Annotated in this window: 19 protein-coding genes and 4 tRNA genes; 11 read left to right on the plus strand and 12 right to left on the minus strand. The window is 68.2% G+C overall.

Annotated elements, in window-relative coordinates; genetic code table 11:
• Positions 1-10: 10 nt before the first annotated feature.
• The gene (pdxS, locus tag AC25YV_RS07120) at positions 11-901 is read right to left on the minus strand and encodes a pyridoxal 5'-phosphate synthase lyase subunit PdxS (RefSeq protein WP_488123142.1); all 891 of its coding nucleotides are present in this window, start codon (positions 899-901) and stop codon (positions 11-13) included.
• 97 nt (positions 902-998) lie between these two features.
• On the opposite strand from pdxS, the gene AC25YV_RS07125 reads away from it, so the two are divergent.
• Both AC25YV_RS07125 and pdxY read left to right on the plus strand, forming a co-directional pair.
• Positions 999-2,342 carry an aminotransferase class I/II-fold pyridoxal phosphate-dependent enzyme gene (locus AC25YV_RS07125; protein ID WP_488123143.1) on the plus strand — a complete coding sequence of 448 codons (1,344 nt, stop codon included), beginning with the start codon at positions 999-1,001 and terminating at the stop codon, positions 2,340-2,342.
• A 7-nt stretch (positions 2,343-2,349) separates the two neighbouring features.
• The gene (gene pdxY / locus AC25YV_RS07130) at positions 2,350-3,201 is read left to right on the plus strand and encodes a pyridoxal kinase PdxY (protein WP_488123144.1); all 852 of its coding nucleotides are present in this window, start codon (positions 2,350-2,352) and stop codon (positions 3,199-3,201) included.
• Between the two features lie 79 nt (positions 3,202-3,280).
• Here pdxY and AC25YV_RS07135 read toward each other — a convergent pair whose 3' ends face one another.
• The 3 genes from AC25YV_RS07135 to AC25YV_RS07145 all read right to left on the minus strand — a co-directional run bounded on the left by AC25YV_RS07135 (position 3,281) and on the right by AC25YV_RS07145 (position 6,399).
• A complete protein-coding gene (locus tag AC25YV_RS07135; protein ID WP_488123145.1) occupies positions 3,281-3,850 on the minus strand; it encodes an HIT family protein in 570 nt (189 codons plus the stop codon).
• Positions 3,847-5,862: a threonine--tRNA ligase gene (gene thrS, locus AC25YV_RS07140; RefSeq protein WP_488123146.1), complete on the minus strand. Its 2,016-nt coding sequence runs from the start codon at positions 5,860-5,862 to the stop codon at positions 3,847-3,849. The genes AC25YV_RS07135 and thrS overlap by 4 nt, the downstream gene beginning before the upstream one ends.
• A gap of 84 nt (positions 5,863-5,946) precedes the next feature.
• The gene (locus AC25YV_RS07145; RefSeq protein ID WP_488123147.1) at positions 5,947-6,399 is read right to left on the minus strand and encodes a hypothetical protein; all 453 of its coding nucleotides are present in this window, start codon (positions 6,397-6,399) and stop codon (positions 5,947-5,949) included.
• Positions 6,400-6,853: 454 nt separating this feature from the next.
• On the opposite strand from AC25YV_RS07145, the gene AC25YV_RS07150 reads away from it, so the two are divergent.
• Positions 6,854-7,030, plus strand: coding sequence for a hypothetical protein (locus AC25YV_RS07150; protein WP_488123148.1), 177 nt, complete (start codon positions 6,854-6,856; stop codon positions 7,028-7,030).
• Between the two features lie 299 nt (positions 7,031-7,329).
• Here AC25YV_RS07150 and AC25YV_RS07155 read toward each other — a convergent pair.
• The 3 genes from AC25YV_RS07155 to AC25YV_RS07165 form a co-directional block, all read right to left on the minus strand.
• Positions 7,330-7,401 (minus strand) — tRNA-Val (locus AC25YV_RS07155).
• A 28-nt stretch (positions 7,402-7,429) separates the two neighbouring features.
• Positions 7,430-7,500: transfer RNA gene (locus tag AC25YV_RS07160), tRNA-Cys, on the minus strand.
• 52 nt (positions 7,501-7,552) lie between these two features.
• A tRNA-Gly gene (locus AC25YV_RS07165) sits at positions 7,553-7,625 on the minus strand.
• A 149-nt stretch (positions 7,626-7,774) separates the two neighbouring features.
• On the opposite strand from AC25YV_RS07165, the gene AC25YV_RS07170 reads away from it, so the two are divergent.
• Positions 7,775-7,850 (plus strand) — tRNA-Val (locus AC25YV_RS07170).
• A 318-nt stretch (positions 7,851-8,168) separates the two neighbouring features.
• Entirely contained in the window at positions 8,169-8,435 is a 267-nt protein-coding gene (locus AC25YV_RS07175; RefSeq protein ID WP_488123149.1) for a PLDc N-terminal domain-containing protein, read from the plus strand.
• Positions 8,436-8,492: 57 nt separating this feature from the next.
• Here the strand turns inward: AC25YV_RS07175 and AC25YV_RS07180 are convergent, their stop codons facing one another.
• The 3 genes from AC25YV_RS07180 to zapE form a co-directional block, all read right to left on the minus strand.
• On the minus strand, positions 8,493-9,038 hold the full coding sequence (locus tag AC25YV_RS07180; protein WP_488123150.1) for a type II toxin-antitoxin system PemK/MazF family toxin: 546 nt from the start codon (positions 9,036-9,038) through the stop codon (positions 8,493-8,495).
• A 26-nt stretch (positions 9,039-9,064) separates the two neighbouring features.
• Entirely contained in the window at positions 9,065-10,306 is a 1,242-nt protein-coding gene (locus AC25YV_RS07185; protein WP_488123431.1) for an ammonium transporter, read from the minus strand.
• A 163-nt stretch (positions 10,307-10,469) separates the two neighbouring features.
• Positions 10,470-11,498, minus strand: coding sequence for a cell division protein ZapE (gene zapE, locus AC25YV_RS07190; protein ID WP_488123151.1), 1,029 nt, complete (start codon positions 11,496-11,498; stop codon positions 10,470-10,472).
• A gap of 117 nt (positions 11,499-11,615) precedes the next feature.
• Between zapE and AC25YV_RS07195 the strand changes: the two genes are divergently transcribed.
• On the plus strand, positions 11,616-12,521 hold the full coding sequence (locus tag AC25YV_RS07195; RefSeq protein WP_488123152.1) for a sulfurtransferase: 906 nt from the start codon (positions 11,616-11,618) through the stop codon (positions 12,519-12,521).
• Positions 12,518-12,961 (plus strand): SufE family protein, encoded by a 444-nt coding sequence (locus AC25YV_RS07200; protein WP_488123153.1) that lies wholly within the window; start codon positions 12,518-12,520, stop codon positions 12,959-12,961. The genes AC25YV_RS07195 and AC25YV_RS07200 overlap by 4 nt, the downstream gene beginning before the upstream one ends.
• A gap of 7 nt (positions 12,962-12,968) precedes the next feature.
• Here the strand turns inward: AC25YV_RS07200 and AC25YV_RS07205 are convergent, their stop codons facing one another.
• A complete protein-coding gene (locus AC25YV_RS07205; protein ID WP_488123154.1) occupies positions 12,969-14,180 on the minus strand; it encodes an alpha/beta hydrolase family protein in 1,212 nt (403 codons plus the stop codon).
• Positions 14,181-14,205: 25 nt separating this feature from the next.
• Between AC25YV_RS07205 and AC25YV_RS07210 the strand changes: the two genes are divergently transcribed.
• The 4 genes from AC25YV_RS07210 to AC25YV_RS07225 all read left to right on the plus strand — a co-directional run bounded on the left by AC25YV_RS07210 (position 14,206) and on the right by AC25YV_RS07225 (position 19,428).
• On the plus strand, positions 14,206-14,796 hold the full coding sequence (locus AC25YV_RS07210; RefSeq protein WP_488123155.1) for a DUF3000 domain-containing protein: 591 nt from the start codon (positions 14,206-14,208) through the stop codon (positions 14,794-14,796).
• Positions 14,789-15,988: a ribonuclease D gene (locus tag AC25YV_RS07215; RefSeq protein WP_488123156.1), complete on the plus strand. Its 1,200-nt coding sequence runs from the start codon at positions 14,789-14,791 to the stop codon at positions 15,986-15,988. Before AC25YV_RS07210 ends, AC25YV_RS07215 begins: the two co-directional genes overlap by 8 nt.
• A 77-nt stretch (positions 15,989-16,065) precedes the next feature.
• Complete coding sequence (locus tag AC25YV_RS07220) at positions 16,066-17,271, plus strand: thiolase family protein (protein WP_488123157.1); 1,206 nt, start codon at positions 16,066-16,068, stop codon at positions 17,269-17,271.
• Positions 17,272-17,283: 12 nt separating this feature from the next.
• On the plus strand, positions 17,284-19,428 hold the full coding sequence (locus AC25YV_RS07225) for a 3-hydroxyacyl-CoA dehydrogenase NAD-binding domain-containing protein (RefSeq protein ID WP_488123158.1): 2,145 nt from the start codon (positions 17,284-17,286) through the stop codon (positions 19,426-19,428).
• Positions 19,429-19,482: 54 nt separating this feature from the next.
• Here the strand turns inward: AC25YV_RS07225 and dxs are convergent, their stop codons facing one another.
• Positions 19,483-21,432, minus strand: a complete 1,950-nt coding sequence (dxs, locus tag AC25YV_RS07230) for a 1-deoxy-D-xylulose-5-phosphate synthase (protein WP_488123159.1) — start codon at positions 21,430-21,432, stop codon at positions 19,483-19,485.
• Between the last annotated feature and the right edge of the window lie 57 nt (positions 21,433-21,489).

Genomic DNA, 21,489 nt, shown 5'->3' on the forward strand with positions numbered 1-21,489 from the left:
GCGTCCTCCGTCACCAGCCCCGCTCCGCGAGGCGATGCGGAGCCGGAAGGTCGCTGACGTTGATGCCGACCATGGCTTCGCCGAGGCCCCGCGACACGTCGGCGATGACCTTCGGGTCGTCGAAGAACGTCGTCGCCCTCACGATCGCGGCGGCGCGCTCGGCCGGGTTGCCCGACTTGAAGATGCCCGAGCCGACGAACACACCGTCGGCGCCGAGCTGCATCATCATGGCGGCATCCGCGGGGGTCGCGACACCACCGGCGACGAACAGCACGACGGGCAGCCGGCCGGTCTCGGCGATCTCGGCGACGAGGTCGTACGGCGCCTGCAGCTCCTTCGCCGCGACGTACAGCTCGTCCTTGGTCATCGAGCGCAGCACATTGATCTCGCCCGAGATGGTGCGGATGTGCTTCGTCGCCTCGGAGACGTCGCCCGTTCCGGCTTCGCCCTTCGAACGGATCATGGCAGCACCCTCGTTGATGCGGCGGAGGGCCTCGCCGAGGTTCGTCGCGCCGCACACGAACGGCACGGCGAAGGGCCACTTGTCGATGTGGTTCACGTAGTCGGCGGGCGAGAGCACTTCGGACTCGTCGATGTAGTCGACGCCGAGCTCCTGAAGCACCTGCGCCTCGACGAAGTGCCCGATGCGCGCCTTGGCCATGACCGGGATCGAGACGGCGGCCTTGATGCCGTCGATCATGTCCGGATCGCTCATGCGCGACACGCCACCCTGCGCACGGATGTCGGCGGGCACGCGCTCGAGCGCCATGACGGCGACGGCGCCGGCGTCTTCGGCGATCCGCGCCTGCTCGACGTTGACGACGTCCATGATGACGCCGCCCTTCAACATGTCGGCGAGTCCGCGCTTGACGCGGTCGGTTCCGGTGGCGGCAGTCGACATCTGGTCCCCCTGGGGTAAGTGCAGCCAATCGATTGATTGACCTAGGCCAAAAGCTAGCATGTCCCCCACGTAGGATCGAGTGGTCGGAAGGGGCGGGATGGACCTCGCTATCAGCGGCGCCACGGCAGCCGAGATCGCCGACAGCGTGCGCGGTCTCGTCGAGCGGGGCGAGCTTCGCGCGGGCGATCCGCTTCCGCCGGTGCGCGCGCTCGCCGAACGTCTCGGCGTCAACCGCAACACGGCCGTCTCGGCTTACCGCCAGCTCACGCAGTCCGGAGTCCTCGAGGCGCGCGGCCGTGCCGGCACCCGCGTCGCTGACCGCTCCGTCGTCGCGCAGGAGGGCTTCGCGGTCGACAGCGTGCTGCGCGATGTCGCCACCGGGAACCCCGATCCCGACCTCATCCCCGATGTCTCCCGCGCGCTCGCCCGGGTCACCGGCCGCCCTGTGCTGTACGGAGAGCCCGTCGTCGATCCGGGCCTCGAGGCGTGGGCGCGCGCGTGGATGAGCGATGGCCTCGCGGGCCGCGAAGAGATCCACGTCACGATCACGAGCGGCGCGGCCGACGCCGTCGAACGGCTGCTCGCGCAGGCGCTCACGCGCGACGATGCCGTGGGCCTGGAAGACCCGTGCTTCCTGGCGAGCATCCACACCGTGCGCCTGGGCGGCTATCGCCCCGTGCCGATTCCCGTCGACGACGAGGGCATGACGGTCGACGGACTCCGCGCAGCCCTCGACGAGGGCGTGCGTGCGATCGTGTGCACGCCGCGGGCCCAGAACCCCACCGGGGCGAGCCTGTCGGCGCAGCGTGCGGCCCAGCTGCGCGACGTTCTGGCGCAGCATCCGTATGTGCTCGTGATCGAAGACGACCACTTCTCGATGCTGTCGCGCGCTCCGTATCACTCGCTCATCGCACCGGAGCATCGGCGTTGGGCGCTCATTCGATCGGTCTCGAAGTTTCTCGGTCCCGACATGTGCCTGGCGGTGACGGCGTCCGACGCCGAGACCGCCGAGCGCCTCGCGATGCGGCTCACCCCGGGCACGACATGGGTGAGCCACTTGCTGCAGCGGCTGACGCACGCGCTCCTCAGTGACGGTGAGGTCGCTCAGGCGATCGAACGCGCCGGCGCGCACTACGCCAAACGCAACATCGACTTCGCGCGGAGACTGGCCCGACACGGCGTTGTGACGGAACCGGGCGACGGACTCAATCTGTGGGTCGAGCTGCCTGTTCCGGCCCGCGCCGTCGTCGAGCAGCTGATGCGACGCGGCTGGCTCGCCCGGGCGGGCGACGAGTTCGCGCTCGCGGCGACCGGCCCATCGCGGCGACTGCGACTGACGGTGCACGACCTCGACGAGCAGTCCGCCGACGCGCTGGCGCGCGATGTGGTGGCATCGATCGACGCGGCACGCGTGCGGTCGGCCGCACGAGAGGTGGCATGATCGTCCCGTGAAGGTGCTCTCGATCCAGTCCGCCGTCGCCCACGGTCACGTCGGCAATTCGGCCGCGGTGTTCCCGCTGCAGCGCATCGGCGTCGATGTCCTGCCGGTGTACACCGTCAACTTCTCGAACCACACGGGCTACGGCGCGTGGCGCGGGCCGCTGATCTCTCCCGACGACGTTCGCGATGTCATCACCGGCATCGAAGAGCGCGGCGTGTTCTCGAGCATCGACGCCGTGCTGTCGGGCTACCAGGGCAGTGAGGGCATCGCCGATGTGATCATCGACGCCGTCGCGCGCGTGAAGGCGGCCAATCCGAACGCCGTGTACGCGTGCGACCCCGTCATGGGCAACGCGAAGTCCGGATGCTTCGTGGCACCGGCCATCCCCGTGCTGCTGCGCGAGCGGGTCGTGCCGGTCGCCGACATCATCACGCCCAACCAGTTCGAGCTCGGGTTCCTCACCGACTCCCACCCCGACACGATCGATTCGACCCTCGACGCGGTTGACGCGGCGCGCGCCATGGGCCCTTCGACGGTTCTCGTGACGAGCGTCGAACGCCCCGACCGCGAAGACGGCACGATCGAGATGCTCGTGGCCGACGACTCCGGCGCCTGGGTCGTGCAGACCCCGTTGCTGCCCATGAAGGCGAACGGGTCGGGCGATGTCACGGCGGCGCTGTTCACCGCCCACTACCTGCGCGAGAAGAATGCCGCGGTCGCCCTCGAGCGCACGGCATCCAGTGTCTTCGACCTGCTCTCGCTCACGCTCCAGGCGCAGGACCGCGAGCTGCGGCTCGTCGAAGCCCAGGAGTTCTACGCTCACCCGCGCATGCAGTTCACGGCGCGTCAGGTGCGCTGAGCAGAAGCTCTGCGCGGTCCCGCCCGCGCTGGGCGCCCGTCTTCTCAGTGGATGGCGGCGTCGTGCGTGTCGCGGTGACTCAGGCGTCCCACGCGTCGGCGACCGTACGGCGCACGTCGCCGAGCAGCTGCGGAAGAGCCTTGGTCCTGGCGATGATCGGGAAGAAGTTCGCATCGGAGCGCCAGCGCGGCACGATGTGCTGATGCAGGTGGCCTTCGACGCCGGCCCCGGCGACCTGACCCTGGTTCATGCCGAGGTTGAAGCCGTCGCAGCGCGACACCGAGCGCAGCACCCGCATCCCGCGCTGGGTGAGCGCGCCGATCTCGGCGACCTCTTCGGGCGTCGCCTCGTCGTACGTCGAGACGTGGCGATAGGGGCACACGAGCAGGTGGCCGGAGTTGTACGGGAACAGGTTCAGCAGCACGTACGCCGTGCGGCCGCGCGCGACGATGAGGCCGTCTTCGTCGCTCTTGTCGGGTGCGGCGCAGAAGGGACACACGTCGCGCAGCGGCTCGGGTCCGGCGTTGATGTACGCCATGCGGTGCGGCGTCCACAGTCGCTGGAACTCGTCGGGCGTGCCGGGCAGCGTCGCCGCGTCGACGAGTCGGTCCTCGCCCTCGGTCTCCGAGCCTGCCGACGCGTCGTTCACGCCAGGTCGTCCGCCGTGTTGACCAGGGCGTGCGAGTCGACGGCGGCGCGGATCCGCTGCACCGCTTCATCAATGGGCACGCCGTTCTGCTGCGTGCCGTCGCGGAATCGGAACGACACGGTGCCCGCGGAACGGTCCTGCTCCCCCACGATCAGCATGATCGGAACCTTCGCCGTGGTGTGGTTGCGGATCTTCTTCTGCATGCGATCGTCGCTGCGGTCGATCTCGGCGCGCACGCCGGCTGCCGTGAGAGACGAGACGACATCCTCGAGATAGTCGGCGAAGTCCTCGGCGACCGGGATGCCGACGACCTGCACAGGAGCGAGCCACACGGGGAACGCGCCGGCGTAGTGCTCGAGCAGAATCGCGAAGAACCGCTCGATCGAGCCGAACAGAGCGCGGTGGATCATGATCGGGCGCTTCTTCTGCCCGTCACGGTCGGTGTACTCGAGCTCGAAGCGCTCGGGCAGGTTCACATCGACCTGCACGGTGGACAGCTGCCACGTGCGGCCGATGGCATCCTTCGTCTTCAGATCGATCTTGGGGCCGTAGAACGCCGCTTCGCCCGGCACTTCGGTGACCTTGAGCCCGCTCGAGTGCGCGACGTTGCGAAGCGCCGAGGTGGAGTACTCCCAGAACTCGTCCGACCCGATCCACTTCTCTTTCTGGTCGTCGCGCATCGACAGCTCGAGCTCGAAGTCCTCGAGGCCGAAGTCGCGCAGCATCGTGATGACGAACTCGAGCACGCGGGTCGTCTCGGCTTCGAGTTGCTCGGGCGTGACGAACAGGTGCGAATCGTCCTGCGTGAAGCCGCGCACCCGCGTGAGCCCGTGCAGGGCGCCGGAGAGCTCGTTGCGGTAGACCGTGCCGTTCTCGGCGAGCCGCATCGGCAGGTCACGGTAGCTGCGCGCACGCTCCTTGAAGATCAGGATGTGCATGGGGCAGTTCATCGGCTTCAGGTAGTAGTCGATGCCCGCTTTGGTGATCTCGCCCGCGGCATCCCGCTCTTCGTCGAGGTGGATGGGCGGGAACATGCCCTCCTTGTACGTGACGAGGTGGTTGGACTGCAGGAAGAGGTCCTGCTTCGAGATGTGCGGGGTGTACACGTAGGTGTACCCGCCCTCGATGTGGCGGCGACGCGCGTGCTGCTCCATCTCGCCGCGCACGATGCCGCCGCGCGGGTGCCATACCGACAGACCCGACCCGATCTCATCCGGGAAAGAGAAGAGGTCGAGCTCCCGGCCGAGGCGACGGTGATCGCGCTTGGCGGCCTCTTCCAGACGGTGCTGGTAGGCGCGCAGTTCGTCTTTGGTGGGCCAGGCGGTGCCGTAGATGCGCTGCAGCTGCGGGTTCTTCTCGCTGCCGCGCCAATAGGCCGCGGCGATGCGGGTGAGGTCCCAGCCGTTGCCGATCATGCGGGTGCTCGGCAGGTGCGGTCCGCGGCAGAGGTCCTTCCAGACGACCTCGCCGTCGCGGTTGACATTGTCATAGATCGTGAGCTCGCCCGCCCCGACCTCGACCGAGGCGCCCTCGACGGCTCCGGTTGTCGAAGAGCTGCTCTTCAGGCCGATCAGTTCGAGCTTGAACGGCTCGTCGGCGAGCTCGGCCCGAGCCTCGTCGTCGGTGACGACACGGCGGGTGAACCGCTGCCCCTCGCGCACGATGCGCTGCATCTCTTTGCTGATGGCCTTGACGTCTTCGGGGGTGAACGGCTCATCGACGCCGAAGTCGTAATAGAACCCGTCGGTGATGGGCGGTCCGATGCCGAGGTTCGCCTGCGGGTGCAGACGCTGCACGGCCTGCGCGAGCACGTGTGCCGTCGAGTGGCGCAGGATCGCGAGTCCGTCGGGGCTCTCGATCGTGACGGGCTCGACCTCGTCGGTCTCGTCCACCACGGTGGCGAGGTCTTTCAGCTCGCCGTTGACGCGCAGAGCGACGACGGAACGATCGGGGAACAGGGCGAAACCATCGGCGGGGTAAACCACGTCGGACGGTGCGGCAGCGTCAGTCACTAGTAACTCCAGAAGAGGGCGTGCGTAAAGGCTACCGGCCCGGGCGGGTGGATTCCGCGCAGCCGGCAGCTCAGCCCCCGGAGCTCAGTTGCAGAGCTCGCTCATCGCCTGGCCGGCGATGGCGACCTCCTTCGACACACTCTGCAGTTCGGTGACCCGGTCGGCGATCGCCGTCGGGTCTCCGTCGGGTGCGTCCTCGAAGATGCGGGCGAAGTCGCCCACCTTGTTCGCCAACGCGTTGAGGGTGCGGCGCACGTCGGCGTTGCCGAGAGATTCCGCGGTCTCACCGAGGTTCACGTGCAGGTCGAGGAGTTGCTCGGCGACGACCGAGAAGTTGCCCGCCGTGACCTCGGTCGTGATGTCCGACAGCCCGGACTGTGCGGACTCGACCGATGTCGCTGCCTGCGAACACGCGTCGGCGACGGATTGGTCGTCTGGCCCCCCAGGGCCGCCCGCGACACCCGAGCACCCCGTGAGTGCGACGAGCCCGAATGCCGCCGCAACCGCGACGACGGACGGCTTGGTGATGGTCCGCAAAATCCCTACCCCCTGTGCCGTCGCTTGGGGTCGACGGACTCGGTGTCATGACGGCGGCTTTTGGCGCAGCCGCTGTGCGAGCCTAACGGCTCAGCCTTGATGCGACAGGCGGCGGTCGGTGTCTGCGCACGGCACCGGTGGGGCTGATGGCGATGTCGTCAACGTTCATGCTCCGCGACTAGCCGATCACAGAGACCGACGTTCTCCGCTGTTTCCTGGGGCGTGATCGCCCAATGCTGGGTGCTTGACACTGTCGCCGACGAGCTTGCCGAAGCCGCCTCTTGCCCGGCGACGATGATGGTCATGATGTCGATCTCGTTGTGTCTCGCTGACATGCGGTCGCCCCCACGGAACGACGGGTTGTGATGGTTGCGTGGGAGCCGGGACATCCGCGGACCGTGTTCGCGTGGCGTCCATCCGTGACGCGCCGGGCGAAGTTGGTACGGTCGCAGGCATGACGGATACCTTCGCGCTACTGACAGTCGCCAACATCGCGGCGTCACTGCTCGGGCTGATCATCGGCTTGCTGCTGCTTTACCTCGTGATCCGCCTAGCGGTCACTCATGGGATGCTCTCCTACTCGCGTCGCATTGACGACGAACGAGGGCGGTCGCCACGGCATATTGGTTGAGTCATCCGGGTGAGGCTCTTGAAGTGACCCCCACAATTCGGTGTTGGCCATTCGGGTGACGATGCTGTCGCTTCGCGCCCACCACGGAGGCCCTGAGAGCATCTGAGGCACAGGCTCACCGGCGGGGTCGTCCTCCCGCGGAGACGAGGTTCGTCGGCGCCGACTGCGGTCTCCTTGATCGGTTGCTGCGCCGTCTCGCGCGCGCTCATCTCAACCGATGCCCCACGTGAATCCCACGCAGAGAGTTGGATCGGACCTGGAAACCAGAAAACCCCCGGTAAGCCGGGGGTTCTTGTCTGTGCGCGATACTGGGATCGAACCAGTGACCTCTTCCGTGTCAGGGAAGCGCGCTACCGCTGCGCCAATCGCGCCCGTAAGGGCTATTAAGTTATGCAGGCGAGGTGGCGACGGGATTCGAACCCGTGTAAACGGCTTTGCAGGCCGGTGCCTAGCCGCTCGGCCACGCCACCGTGTGGTTTGACCCCACGTGCCGTGGTTCCCCGAAGGGAACCTCTGCACTCGAGCGGATGACGAGACTCGAACTCGCGACCCCAACCTTGGCAAGGTTGTGCGCTACCAACTGCGCTACATCCGCGTTCCCGGTTTGCCCCGGGCACTTGAGCAACTTTAGCCCATGAATTCTGACTCGCCAAACCGGTGACACCCCGAGCGTGTCGCGCCCGGCCCGTTCGCTCACACCCCCCGGTATCCGGTAGCATCGAGTCTCGGCCCTGAATGGGCCATGGGCGATTGGCGCAGTTGGTAGCGCGCTTCCTTCACACGGAAGAGGTCATCAGTTCGAGTCTGGTATCGCCCACCATCAGACCCCCGGAGATTTCGATCTTCCGGGGGTCTTCGGTTTTCGGTCCCGCACCGGTCGGCAACCCGCCCGGCGCGGCATCGAGCGCCCGACTGAGGTCCGTCCACGGTCACCGTGCGAGGCTGGAGCGGTGAGCAGAACGAAAGACCGCACTCGGCAGTCCAGTGCGGCAGCACTCTGCTGGTCACCCCTCGTGAATCCCGTGGGCGATCGCCGGCCGCGGCGTGACGGACGTCTCGACGGACGCCGCGTGACCGGGGCCGCCACAACTGCGAATCCTCTTGGTCGCTGACGGTCACGTGCCGATAGGTTCGGTACATGGGCTCCGAGCACAACCCGCTGTTACCCGCTTCGTATGACGTCGCGTGGTCGGTCATCGCGATCGCGGTGACCGTCTTCACGATCGTCGGGTTGGTGCTCTTGGCGCGCGCTGCCTCTCGCCTCACGGCGACGCAGGCGGTCGTCTGGACAGTCGTGATCCTGTTCGTCCCCGTGCTGGGCTCGCTCAGCTGGATCACCGTGGGCCGTCGCGCGCTGTCGCGGGCCGACGACGAGTCCCGGGACGGTCAGCGGATAGCCAGCTGACCTGGCGCAGTCACCTTCAGTCGCCCCTGTGGCCCTCTGAACGCCGCCTATGGTCAGTCAGCCGACACTCCAGCCGTAGCGCTGCTGCAGCGCTCGCGCGACGACGGCGAAACGATTGAGATCGAGTGCGGATGCCTCGCGGCGCAGGCCCGACGCATGCACGCTGTACAGCTGGTCGATGTCGATCCACGACGGGCGGCCCTGCGAATCCCACGGGCCCGAGCCGATCGGAAGATAGTCGCGGTCGCCGTCGCGCCCTTTGCTCGTGAGGCGCACGGCATAGACCCGATCGGCGTTCTGGCGACCGATGACGAGCACGGGCCGGTCCTTGCCGCGACCGTCGTTCTCGGCGTACGGCACCCAGGTCCAGACGATCTCGCCGGCGTCGGGATCACCGTCCATCGCAGGGGCGTACGTGATGCGCAGCTTCGACGCCGGAGGGGGCACGACCTCGATCGTCGCGGTCGAACCTGCGGGGCCACGCGATTCCGCGCCCCCCGACGCCGAAGACCCCGACGCAGCGACGCGCGACGGGGTCTTCGTCGAGGTGATCGTGCGCAGAAGTCGAGACAGGGTGCCGAGGATGCCGGAGCGCGGAGCCATCCGCCCACCCTACTTCTGCGGGTTCGTCACACCCGTGCTTCGAGCAGGTAGCCCTCCTCGCCGTGCACGACGGTGTCCACACCGGCGAGTTCGTCTTCGTCCTTCACGCGGAAACCGATCGTCTTCTCGATCGCGAAGCCCAGGATGAAGGCCACGACGAGCGAGTACAGCAGCACGCCGATGACGGCGATGACCTGGACGATCAGCTGCTCGAACCCACCGCCGACGAGCAGACCCGTCTCGGTGGCGAAGAAGCCCAGGAACACGGTGCCGATCAGACCGCCGGCAAGGTGGATGCCCACGACGTCGAGCGAGTCGTCGAAGCCGACGCGGAACTTCAGCTCGATAGCGAAGGCGCAGGCGACGCCGGTGATCGCACCGAGCAGCAAGGCCCAACCGGGTGTGAGGTTCGCGCAGGCCGGGGTGATCGCGACGAGTCCTGCCACGGCGCCCGATGCGGCTCCGACCGAGGTGGGCTTGCCGTCTTTGAGCTTCTCGACGACGATCCAGCCGATGACCGACGCGGCTGTCGCACCGAGGGTGTTGATCGCGATGAGTCCGACGCCGCCCATGTCTTCTGAGAGCCATTCGGCACCGGCGTTGAAGCCGAACCAGCCGAACCACAGCAGCGCGGCACCCAGCAGCGTGAGTGGGACGTTGTGGGGCTTGAGGATGCCCTTCTGGAACCCGATGCGCTTGCCGAGCACGAGGGCGAGGGCAAGAGCCGCGGCGCCCGCGTTGATGTGCACGGCGGTGCCACCGGCGTAGTCGATGACGGCGACGCCGCTGTCTGCGCCGAAGAGGGTCGTGCCGAGCTCGTGCACCCAGCCGCCGCCCCACACCCACGCCGCGACGGGAAAGTACACGAGCGTCGCGAACAGGCCCGCGAAGATCATCCACGAGCCGAACTTGGCCCGGTCGGCGATCGCGCCCGAGATGAGCGCGACCGTGATGATCGCGAACGTTCCGCTGTACGCGACCCCCAGGAGGCCCACGTTGGCGTCCTCCCCCGACGCGAGTCCGTTCAGCGCGAAATCGCTGAACGGGTTGCCGGCGAAGGCCGTGGGCGAGTCGACGGCACTCATGTTGAACCCGAACAGGATCCACAGGACGCCCACGAGACCGATGGCACCGAAGCTCATCATCATCATGCTGACGACGCTCTTGGCTTTGACGAGTCCTCCATAGAAGAACGCCACTCCCGGCGTCATGAGAAGGACGAAGGCGGTCGCAGTGACGGCCCACGCGATGTTGCCGGGTGCATCCATGGTGTTACCTCGCATCAGTCGGGTGACGAAGAGGCGAGGCGATCGCGACGTCGGGATCGCCTCGCACTGACGTCAGTGTGACCAGTGCGCGTTTCCGGCGACGTGCGTCGCGCGTTTCGCGTCGGTTACAGCGACCGCGCGCGTGTGAACATCACGTTTCGCGTCAGGCGAGCGTCGAGGCGACGAGGCGCGAGATGGCGCGCAGGTACTTCTTGCGGTACCCGCCCGCGAGCATCTCGTCGGGGAAGACGAGGTCGAGGGAGACCCCCGTCGCCCGGATCGGAAGCTGCGCGTCGTAGACGCGGTCGATGAAGGCGACGAAGCGCAGCGCCGAAGACTGATCGGTGAAAGGCGCGACATCGCGCAGCCCGATCGTCGAGACGCCGTCGATGAGGCGGATGTACCGCGACGGATGCACCCGAGCCAGGTGCGAGACGAGCTCTTCGAAGCTGTCGTCCGCGGCGACACCCTGCGTCGCGGCGTCGGCGATCGCCGCCTCGTACTGTGCATCGCTCATCACGGCGGCGTGTCCGTCGAGGGCACGCTGGCGGAAGTCGACGCCGTCGATGCGCAGCGTGTCGAAGCTCGCGGCCATCGCGTGGATCTCGCGCAGGAAGTCCTGCGCCGCGAAGCGGCCCTCACCGAGCGCATTGGGCGGAGTGTTCGACGTCGCCGCGAGGCGCGTGCCCGACGAGACGAGCTCGCCCAACAGCCGCGTCATCACCATCGTGTCGCCCGGATCGTCGAGTTCGAACTCGTCGATGCAGAGCAGATCGGCGCCTCGGAACAGCTCGACGGTGTTCTGGTAGCCGATCGCGCCGACGAGCGCCGTGTACTCGATGAACGAGCCGAAGTACTTCCGGCGGGCCGGAAGGGCGTGATAGACGGATGCCAGCAGGTGGGTTTTTCCGACACCGAAGCCGCCATCGAGGTAGACGCCCGGCTTGAGCGCCGGTGGGCGCTTCGCGCGGCGGAACAAGCCGCCCTTCGCGCCGGGCGCGCCCATGCCCGAGAACGACATCAGGCGGTCCTTGGCCTCTTGCTGCGAGGGATAGGCGGCGTCCGTGCGGTACGTGTCGAACGTCGCGTCGGCGAACTGCGGCGGCGGCACGAGCGCTGCGACCATCTCGGCGCCGCTCAGCTGCGGAGATCGTTCGGTGAGGCGGACGATCCCGGTGGCGGGCGTGGTCATGCGGATCCTCGTGAGGTGTGACGGGCGGATGCACTCCCCCGCCCGGGAATCTATAGGGTCGAAGGGCGGTTCAACCCTACGCCGTCCCTTCCGCGATTCCCGACCCCGAGGAGCTCCGTGGCCGTCGAGTTCGACACGTCATCGCCCAAGTTCGCCGAGTACGCCGCGCCCGGGCGGCTGGTGAGCGGCGACTGGCTCGAGGAGCGACTGGGTCTTCCGGGGCTCGTCGTCGTCGAGTCCGACGAAGACGTGCTGCTCTACGAGACGGGTCACATCCCCGGCGCCGTCAAGATCGACTGGCACACCGAGCTCAATGATCCGGTCGTGCGCGACTACATCGACGGAGCGGGCTTCGCCGATCTGCTCAGCCGCAAGGGCATCTCGCGCGAGGACACGGTCGTCATTTACGGCGACAAGAACAACTGGTGGGCCGCCTACGCGCTGTGGGTGTTCTCGCTCTTCGGTCACGAGGACGTGCGGCTGCTCGACGGCGGGCGCGATCGATGGATCGCCGAAGGGCGCCCGCTGACGACCGAGGCTCCGGCCCGCGCGACCACCGACTACCCCGTCGTCGAACGCGACGACACAGCGCTTCGTGCGTATAAGGACGACGTCCTCGCCCACTTCGGCCACCCGCTGATCGACGTGCGCTCCCCCGAGGAGTACGACGGCACGCGCACGACGGCGCCCGCGTACCCCGAAGAGGGTGCTCTGCGCGCCGGTCACATCCCGTCCGCGCAGAGCGTGCCGTGGGGTCGCGCCGTCGCCGAGGACGGTGGCTTCCGCCCGCGCGCGGAACTCGACGCGATCTACCGTGACGAGGCTGGCCTCACCGACGGTGAGCCCATCGTGGCGTACTGCCGCATCGGCGAGCGCTCGAGCCACACGTGGTTCGTGCTCAAGCATCTGCTCGGCTTCGACGACGTGCGCAACTACGACGGCTCGTGGACCGAATGGGGCAGCGCCGTCCGCGTGCCGATCGTGACCGGCTCCGAGCCGGGTGAGGCTCCCGCCCCGCGATGAGCGATCAGATGCTGCCTGCCACCCTCGCCGAGATCCGCGACGAGTTCCTCGAGCTGCCCGAATCCGACCGCCTGCAGCTGCTGCTGGAGTTCTCGTACGAGCTGCCGCCCGTGCCCGAGAAGTACGAAGGGCATCCCGAGCTCCAGGAGCGCGTCGCGGAGTGCCAGTCCCCCGTGTACATCGTCGTCGACGTCGATGACGACGACATCGTCGCGATGCATGCGACCGCGCCGCCCGAAGCTCCCACGACGCGCGGCTTCGCCAGCATCCTGGCGCAGGGCATCACGGGCCTGAGCGCCGACGAGGTGCTCGCGATCCCCGAGGACTACCCGCAGAGCATCGGCCTGACCCGCGCCGTCTCACCGCTGCGCATCGCCGGCATGACGGGCATGCTGCTGCGCTCGAAGCGCCAGGTGCGCGCCAAGCGCGCGGCCGGCTGAGCCGCCGTCAGCCGTCGCTCTCGACCGAGAGGCCCTGCGCTGCGAGCCACGTCCGGATGCGCGTGCTCCACCGCTCCTGGTCGTAGTTCCACAGCTTCGTGTGCCGCGCGACCTCGAAAACCTCGAGCTCGACGAGGTCGGGCCGCGCGACGAGCAGATCGTGCGAGGCATCCGAGGGCACGAAGCCATCGTCGTCGGAATGCAGGATGAGGATCGGATGCCGCAGCTCGGCGGCGCGCGCGATGACATCCAGCCGGTCGAACGGGATCGCCGACCCCCTGCGCGTGGCGGGCGTCGCCCACCCGTGTCGCAGAGCTTGCAGCGCGAGGCCCGCCACGGCGGGCGGAATGCGCTGAAGCTCCGCCTGATAGTTCAGGACGACGCGCCAGTCGATGACCGGCGACTCGAGGATCAGTCCCGCGATGATGTCGCGATGGGCCGAACTGAGCTCTGCCTGCAGCGCGACCGCGCCGCCCATCGACCACCCCATCAGGATGACGCGCTTCGCGCCGCGACCCCGCGCGAAGCCGATCGCGTCGTCGATGTCGCTCCACTCGGTCGCGCCGAGCGTGTAGGTGCCGCTGCGGCTGCGGGGCGCTTCGCCGTCGTTGCGGTACGACACCACGAGGCTCGTGATGCCGAGAGCGTGGAAGACGGGGACCGCGCGTAGGCACTCCGACCGGGTCGTGCCGCGACCGTGGATCTGCACGACCCACACGTCGCCGCCTCCGCTGGGGAACAGCCATGCCGGGCAGGGTCCGACCGTCGAGCCGATGAGTTCCGGCGTGAACGGCAGGTGCAGCTCTTCGGGGCGCTCGTAGTACCAGCCGCTGAAAGCCGCGTCGGCGGGCACCGTGGTGTCGGAGCCGACGTGGGTGAGCAGTTTTCGGGTCACGCTCGTGTCATCCTCGGACAGCACCGAGCCGAGCTTCACGTACCCCGACGGGTCGGCCGGGAAGAGTCCGTAGCGACCGGGCAGCACCGTGTCGGCCGTTCGCTCGAGCGTGACGGTCTGAGCAGCCGTGTCGAGGGCCAGGATCCGCGTGTCGGTCACGCGGGCTGCGGGGGTGACGACGAGGCGCGCGACGCGGGCTGCCGCGGCCACCAGCATGGCCATGGCTCCCGCTGCGGCCGTCGACACGAACAGCAGTCCGACGCGGACGCCGGGGAGGTACCGAGGGGATGCGCCGCGGTTAGCGGCGCGCCTGTGAGCGCGCATCGAGGCCTCACTCTAGTCTGTCCGCGTGGCAGACCAGCGTCCTCCCGCGTCCACCTCGTCGTTCGCCCACGCGGCCGACGAGGTGCGCGACACCCGATTCCGGGATGACTTGTCGGTGCGCGAGATTCCCGCGCCGACAGGTCTCGCTCCCGACGCCATCGCCCTCGCCGGCGATGTGCGACCCGAGCCCGGCGCCGAGGATTCGCCCTTCGGCACGGGGCGCTTCATCCTGCTGCACGACCCCGACGAGCCCGCGCCGTGGAACGGCCCGTGGCGGATCGTCTGCTTCGCGCAGGCCCCGCTCGAACGCGACATCGGGGTCGATCCGATGCTCGCCGACGTCGCGTGGGCATGGCTCACCGACGCGCTCGCGTCGCGGCATGCCGGCTTCCACTCGGAATCCGGCACGGCCACCACGACCCTCTCGAAGGGCTTCGGCTCGCTCGCGGCCGAGGGAGAGGGCGCACAGATCGAGCTGCGCGCCTCGTGGTCGCCGGAAGGCCCCCTCGGTCCGCACATCGAGGCATGGGCCGAACTCACCTGCATGCTCGCCGGGCTGCCGCCCGGATCGGAAGGAATCGCGATGCTCGCAAATCGCCGGTCAACACGTGACTGAGTATGTCGTCATCGAGGAGGCCGCCGGTCTGTCCCGCGCCCTCGACACCCTCGCCGCAGGGACAGGCCCGGTCGCCGTCGATGTGGAACGCGCCTCAGGGTTCCGCTACTCGCAACGCGCCTACCTCGTACAGGTGTTCCGCCGTGACGCGGGCGTGTTCCTCTTCGACCCGCCGGCGATCGGCGACCTCACACCCCTGCAGGAGGTCATCGGCGGCGAGGAGTGGATTCTGCACGCCGCGAGTCAGGACCTGCCGTCTCTGCGTGAGGCCGGGCTCGAGCCCGCGCGACTGTTCGACACCGAGCTGGCTGCCCGCCTGCTCGGTCACGAACGGGTGGGGCTCGGCGCTCTCGTCGAGGACACGCTCGGGATCACGCTCGCGAAAGCGCACTCCGCCGCCGACTGGTCGACACGGCCGCTCCCCCAATCCTGGCTCGAGTACGCCGCCCTCGATGTCGAGCACCTCGTGGATGTGCGCGACGTGCTCGTCGACGAGCTCGTCGCACAGAACAAGACCGAGATCGCCGCCGAGGAGTTCCAGGCGACGCTCGAGCGCACGCCGAAGCCGCCGCGCGAAGAACGGTGGCGTCGCCTGAGCGGCCTCCACACCGTGCGCGGGCGCCGCAACCTCGCCGTCGCGCGCGCCCTGTGGACCGCACGTGAGGAGTTCGCCCGCGACGAGGATGTCTCTCCGGGCCGTCTCGTGCCCGATCGAGCGCTCGTGGCCGCTGTCCTCGCCGAGCCCGACAGCAAGCAGGCGCTCGCCCGCGTCAAGGAGTTCACCGGTCGCGCGAGCCGCTCGCAGCTCGATCGCTGGTGGGCTGCGATCGAAGAGGGGCGCACGACGACAGACTTGCCGCTCGAGCGCGCTCGTGGCGGCGACTCGCTGCCGCCGCCGCGCGCGTGGTCCGATCGCAACCCCGAAGCGGATGCACGGCTCAAGGCGGTGCGCCCGATTCTCGAAGCGCGCGCCGAAGAGCTGAACATGCCGATGGAGAATCTGCTGACGCCGGATACGCTGCGCCGGATAGCGTGGTCCCCGCCGCAGGAGTGGAATGCGGCATCCATCGCGACAGCGCTCGAGGCGCTCGGCGCCCGCCGCTGGCAGATTGAGGAAACTGCACAGCGGATCGCGGATGCTTTTGTGGGTTCCGTGCAACCGGGCTCGTCAGGCTCGGACGCGGCTTCGTAGATTCTCCCCACCCGTTTGCCCGCGGGAGCGGGCCGGTTCGTAGGCTGAACTCATCCGACACTCTCTTGGAGGCTTCAGTGGCCGAGATCTCAGACGTCTTCTTCGTCGACGGAATGCGCACCCCCTTCGGGCGCGCCGGCGAGAAGGGCATGTACTGGAACACTCGTTCCGATGACCTCGCCGTAAAGGCGACGATCGGACTCATGGAACGCAACCCGAGCGTTCCCGCGGACCGCGTCGATGACGTCGCCATCGCCGCGACATCGCAGACCGGAGACCAGGGGCTCACGCTCGGCCGGTCGGTCGCGATCCTCGCGGGACTGCCGCAGACCGTCCCCGGATTCGCGATCGATCGCATGTGCGCGGGCGCTATGACGAGTGTCACGACGATGGCGGGCTCGATCGGCGTCGGCATGTATGACATCGCTCTCGCGGGCGGTGTCGAGCACATGGGGCATCACCCGATCGGCACGAACGCCGACCCGAACCCGCGGTTCGTGGCCGAGAAGATGGTCGACCCGGGCGCGCTCAACATGGGCGTCACCGCCGAGCGCATCTTCGACCGGTTCCCGCAGCTGACGAAGGAGCGCTCTGACCGCTTCGGCATGCTCAGCCAGCACAAGGTGCAAGCCGCCTACGACGCCGGCAAGATCCAGCCGGATCTCGTCTCGGTGGCCGTCAAAGACGCAGACGGCGCCTGGGCGCTCGCGACCGAAGACGAAGGCCGTCGCCCGCAGACCACGATGGACGACCTCGCGGCCCTCAAGACGCCGTTCCGCCCCCACGGGCGCGTGACGGCGGGAACGTCGTCGCCGCTCACCGACGGCGCGACGATGTCGCTGCTGGCCGGAGGGCGGGCCGTCAAGGAGCTCGGTCTCTCCCCCAAGATGCGGCTCGTGTCCTTCGCCTTCGCCGGCGTGCAGCCCGAGATCATGGGCATCGGGCCGATTCCCTCGACCGAGAAGGCGCTCAAGAAGGCCGGCCTCACGATCGGCGACATCGGCCTGTTCGAGTTGAACGAGGCGTTCGCCGTCCAGGTCATCTCACTGCTCGACCACTTCGGCATCGCCGACGACGATCCCCGCGTCAACCCGTGGGGCGGCGCGATCGCGTTCGGCCACCCGCTTGCCGCATCCGGTGTGCGCCTCATGATCCAGCTCGCGGCGCAGTTCGCCGAGCGTCCTGACGTGCGCTACGGCCTCACCGCGATGTGCGTCGGCCTCGGACAGGGCGGTTCGGTCATCTGGGAGAACCCCCACTACGACGGCAAGAAGCGAAAGTAAGGGTACGGACGAATGACGAACTACGACGACATCGACTTCTCTCCCATCCAGGCCCTCGCCGGCGACGAAGTGATCACACACTCCCGCGTGCGGGACGTGCTCCTGCCCTCGGGCAAGACGCTCGCGCTCATCACGCTCGACAACGGGCGCGACCACACACGGCCGAACACCCTGGGCCCGGCGACGCTGACCGAACTCGGTGAGACGCTGGCCTCGCTGAAGGCGCGGGCGACCGCGGGCGAGATCCAGGCCGTGGGCATCACGGGCAAGCAGTACATCCTCGCCGCCGGCGCCGACCTGTCCGACATCTCGAAGCTCGGATCGAAAGAGAACGCGAAGCTCATCGCGCAGCTCGGGCACAAGGTGTTCGGCTCCCTCGCCGAGCTCGGCGTCCCCTCGTTCGCGTTCGTCAATGGGCTCGCCCTCGGCGGCGGCCTCGAGATCGCCCTGAACGCGACATACCGCACGGTGGATTCCTCGGCGGCGGCGATCGCGCTGCCCGAGGTCTTCCTCGGCATCATCCCGGGGTGGGGCGGCGCGTACCTGCTGCCCAATCTCATCGGCATCGAGAACGCCCTCGAGGTCGTCATCTCGAACCCGCTCAAGCAGAACCGCATGCTCAAGCCGACGCAGGCCTTCGACCTGGGCATCATGGACGCGATCTTCCCCGCGGGCAACTACCTCGAGGACTCGCTGCGGTGGGCCGACGGCGTGCTCTCGGGCACCATCAAGGTCGACCGCAAGAACGAGCCGGGCAAGATCGAGCGACTGACGAAGTGGCCGATCGCGATCAAGATGGCGCGCGGCATGCTCGAGTCCAAGATCGGCACCGTCCCCCGCTCCCCCTACGTCGCGCTGGACCTGCTCGACAAGGCCAGGAGCGGCACGAAGGCCGAGGGATTCGCGCGTGAGGACGACGCACTGGCAGAGCTCGTGACGGGCGATCAGTTCGCGGCATCCATGTACGCCTTCGACCTCGTGCAGAAGCGCGCCAAGCGCCCCGTCGGCGCTCCGGACAAGGCGCTCGCCAAACCCGTGACCAAGGTCGGCATCGTCGGCGCCGGGCTCATGGCATCGCAATTCGCGCTGCTGTTCGTGCGCAAGCTGCAGGTGCCGGTGCTCATCACCGACCTCGACCAGGCGCGCGTCGACAAGGGAATCGCGTACATCCACGACGAGATTGCGAAGCTCGAGACCAAGGGCCGTCTCGACGGCGACGCCGCCAACCGGCTGCGCGCCCTCGTCACGGGCACCGTCGACAAGAGCCAGTACGCCGACTGCGACTTCGTCATCGAGGCCGTCTTCGAAGAGGTCGGCGTCAAGCAGGCCGTCTTCGGCGAGCTCGAGGGCATCGTCGCCGAAGACGCCATCCTCGCAACGAACACGTCGTCGCTGTCGGTCCAAGAGATCGGCGCCAAGCTCACGCACCCCGAGCGTCTCGTCGGCTTCCACTTCTTCAACCCGGTCGCCGTCATGCCGCTCATCGAGATCGTCAAGACGCCTCAGACCTCGGATGCCGCTCTCTCGACCGCGTTCGTCGTGGCACGTGGGCTCGGCAAGAACGCCGTGCTCACCGCCGACGCGCCCGGGTTCGTCGTCAACCGGCTCTTGGCGAAGGTCATGGGCGAAGCCGCGCGGGCCGTCTACGAAGGCACGCCCGTCGCCGACGTCGAGAAGGCCTTCGGCCCGCTCGGACTGCCGATGGGCCCCTTCCAGCTGATCGATCTCGTGGGATGGAAGGTCGCCGCGCACGTGCAGGACACGATGGTGCGTGCGTTCCCCGACCGGTTCTACGCGAACGAGAACTTCCACGCACTGGCAGAGCTCCCCGCCGTCGTCGAAAAAGACAAGGGCGGTCGCGTCACAGGGTTCACCAAGGCCGCAGAGAAGACGATCAAGGGCCACGTCGGGTCGTCGCCCGCGTCGGCCCTCACGATCCTGCGCCGTGTGCAGGACGGCCTCGCACAGGAGATGAAGATCATGCTCGACGAGGGTGTGGTGCCCGAGGTCGAGGACATCGACCTGTGCCTCATCCTCGGGGCCGGCTGGCCGTTCATCGACGGCGGCGCGTCGCCGTACCTCGATCGCGAGGGGGCGTCGGAGCGCGTCTTCGGTGACACGTTCCACCACCCGCCCATCCGCGGCGTGAGCGCCTGACAGCACGTCAACGGCGGCCCCGGGCTTCGGCTCGGGGCCGCTGCCGTATGCGCATCAGGCGCGGTGCGAACGCTGCCAGTCGGTGAGCGTCGGGATCTCGGACGTCGCCGGACGAGCGACGGGGATACGGGTGCCGAGCACCTGAGCCACGATGTCGTGCGCGATCTTGGCGGGCGTCAGCCCGGCATCCTCGAAGATCTGCTCGCGTGAGGCGTGGTCGATGAACTCTGCGGGAAGCCCCAGCTCATCGACCGCCGTATCGACGCCCGCTTCGCGCAGCACCTGGCGCACGCGCGTGCCGATCCCGCCGACGCGGATGCCGTCTTCGATCGTGATGACGAGGCGGTGGGATGCCGCCAGCTCGATGATCGACGGCTGCACCGGCACGACCCACCGCGGGTCGACGACGGTCGCGCCGATCCCCTGCGCGCGAAGGCGCTCGGCGACATCGACAGCGAGGTGAGCCATGGGGCCGATGCCGACGATGAGCACGTCCTGTGCGCCGTCGCGGGCGAGAACGTCGACACCGTCGGGCAGTCGCTCGAGGGCGGGCAGTTCAGGGCTCACCGAGCCCTTGGGGTAGCGGATGACGGTGGGGGCGTCGTCGACGGCGACGGCTTCGCGCAACTCTTCGCGCAGGCGGGCTTCGTCGCGCGGAGCGGCGATGCGGACGTTCGGCACGATCTGCAGCATCGCCAGATCCCAGATGCCGTGGTGGCTCGGCCCGTCGGGGCCCGTCACGCCGGCCCGGTCGAGCACGAACGTCACCCCCGCCTTGTGCAGTGCGACATCCATCAGCACCTGGTCGAAGGCGCGGTTCACGAACGTCGCGTAGATCGCGACGACCGGGTGCAGCCCGCCATAGGCGAGACCTGCCGCCGAGGCGACGGCATGCTGCTCGGCGATGCCGACGTCGTACACGCGGTCGGGAAAGCGCTGCGCGAAGGGCAGCAGGCCGGTCGGGCGCAGCATCGCCGCCGTGATCCCGATCAGTTCGTCGTGCTCTTCGCCGAGCGCAACGAGCTCGTCGGCGAACACGTCGGTCCAGCCGAGACTCGACGCGGACCCGACCGGTCGCCCCGAGACGGGGTCGATGCGGCCCACGGCGTGGAACTGGTCGGCTTCGTCGTCGCGCGCGGGCTGGTACCCGCGACCCTTCTCGGTGATCGCGTGCACGATGACGGGTGCGCCGTAGGACTTCGCCAGCTCGAGGGTCTCGATGAGCGTCTCGAGGTCGTGCCCGTCGACAGGACCGAGGTACTTGATGTCGAGGTTCGAGTACAGCTCGGTGTTGTTCGTGAAGCGCGAGAGGAACCCGTGAGTTCCGCCGCGCACACCGCGGTAGAGCGCGCGCGCGGCGGGTCCGAGCTTGCGGAAGAGCGTCGCCGAGCCCTCGTGCAGCTGCCGATAGGTCTCGGCGGTGCGCACGCGGTTGAGGTACCGCGCCATTCCGCCGATCGTCGGCGCGTAGGAGCGGCCGTTGTCGTTGACGATGATGACGAGATTGCGGTCGTTGTCATCCGAGATGTTGTTGAGGGCTTCCCACGTCATGCCGCCGGTGAGGGCGCCGTCGCCGACGACGGCGACGACATGCCGGTCGTCATGCCCCGTGCGTGTGAGCGCGCGCGAGAGGCCGTCGGCCCAGCTCAGCGAACTGGAAGCGTGCGAGGACTCCACGACGTCATGAGAGCTCTCGGACCGCTGCGGGTAGCCCGCGAGTCCGCCACGCGTGCGCAGCTGAGAGAAGTCCTGGCGGCCCGTGAGCAGCTTGTGCACGTAGGACTGATGCCCCGTGTCGAAGATGACGGGATCGTTCGGGGAATCGAAGACGCGGTGCAGCGCGATCGTGAGCTCGACGACACCGAGGTTGGGACCGAGGTGCCCGCCCGTTCGGGCGACGTTCTCAATCAGGAATGCGCGGACTTCGCCGGCGAGCTCTTCCAACTGCTCCGTCGAAAGGGCGTCGAGATCGCGTGGCCCGCGGATCGACTGAAGAAGACCCATGCCGTGTATGCCCTTCGTGAGCGGATGCCGCCGCTCGCGGCATCCCTAGATTCTACG

The organism is Microbacterium sp. Y832, from assembly GCF_057669765.1.

Coding starts and splice junctions, on each gene's coding strand:
- AC25YV_RS07125 (WP_488123143.1), top strand. CDS start 999: ATGGACCTCGCTATCAGCGGCGCCACGGCAGCCGAGATCGCCGACAGC.
- zapE (WP_488123151.1), bottom strand. CDS start 11,498: ATGACCACGCCCGCCACCGGGATCGTCCGCCTCACCGAACGATCTCCG.
- AC25YV_RS07185 (WP_488123431.1), bottom strand. CDS start 10,306: ATGGATGCACCCGGCAACATCGCGTGGGCCGTCACTGCGACCGCCTTC.
- AC25YV_RS07205 (WP_488123154.1), bottom strand. CDS start 14,180: ATGCGCGCTCACAGGCGCGCCGCTAACCGCGGCGCATCCCCTCGGTAC.
- AC25YV_RS07175 (WP_488123149.1), top strand. CDS start 8,169: ATGGGCTCCGAGCACAACCCGCTGTTACCCGCTTCGTATGACGTCGCG.
- AC25YV_RS07225 (WP_488123158.1), top strand. CDS start 17,284: ATGACGAACTACGACGACATCGACTTCTCTCCCATCCAGGCCCTCGCC.
- AC25YV_RS07150 (WP_488123148.1), top strand. CDS start 6,854: ATGACGGATACCTTCGCGCTACTGACAGTCGCCAACATCGCGGCGTCA.
- AC25YV_RS07180 (WP_488123150.1), bottom strand. CDS start 9,038: ATGGCTCCGCGCTCCGGCATCCTCGGCACCCTGTCTCGACTTCTGCGC.
- dxs (WP_488123159.1), bottom strand. CDS start 21,432: ATGGGTCTTCTTCAGTCGATCCGCGGGCCACGCGATCTCGACGCCCTT.
- pdxS (WP_488123142.1), bottom strand. CDS start 901: ATGTCGACTGCCGCCACCGGAACCGACCGCGTCAAGCGCGGACTCGCC.
- AC25YV_RS07200 (WP_488123153.1), top strand. CDS start 12,518: ATGAGCGATCAGATGCTGCCTGCCACCCTCGCCGAGATCCGCGACGAG.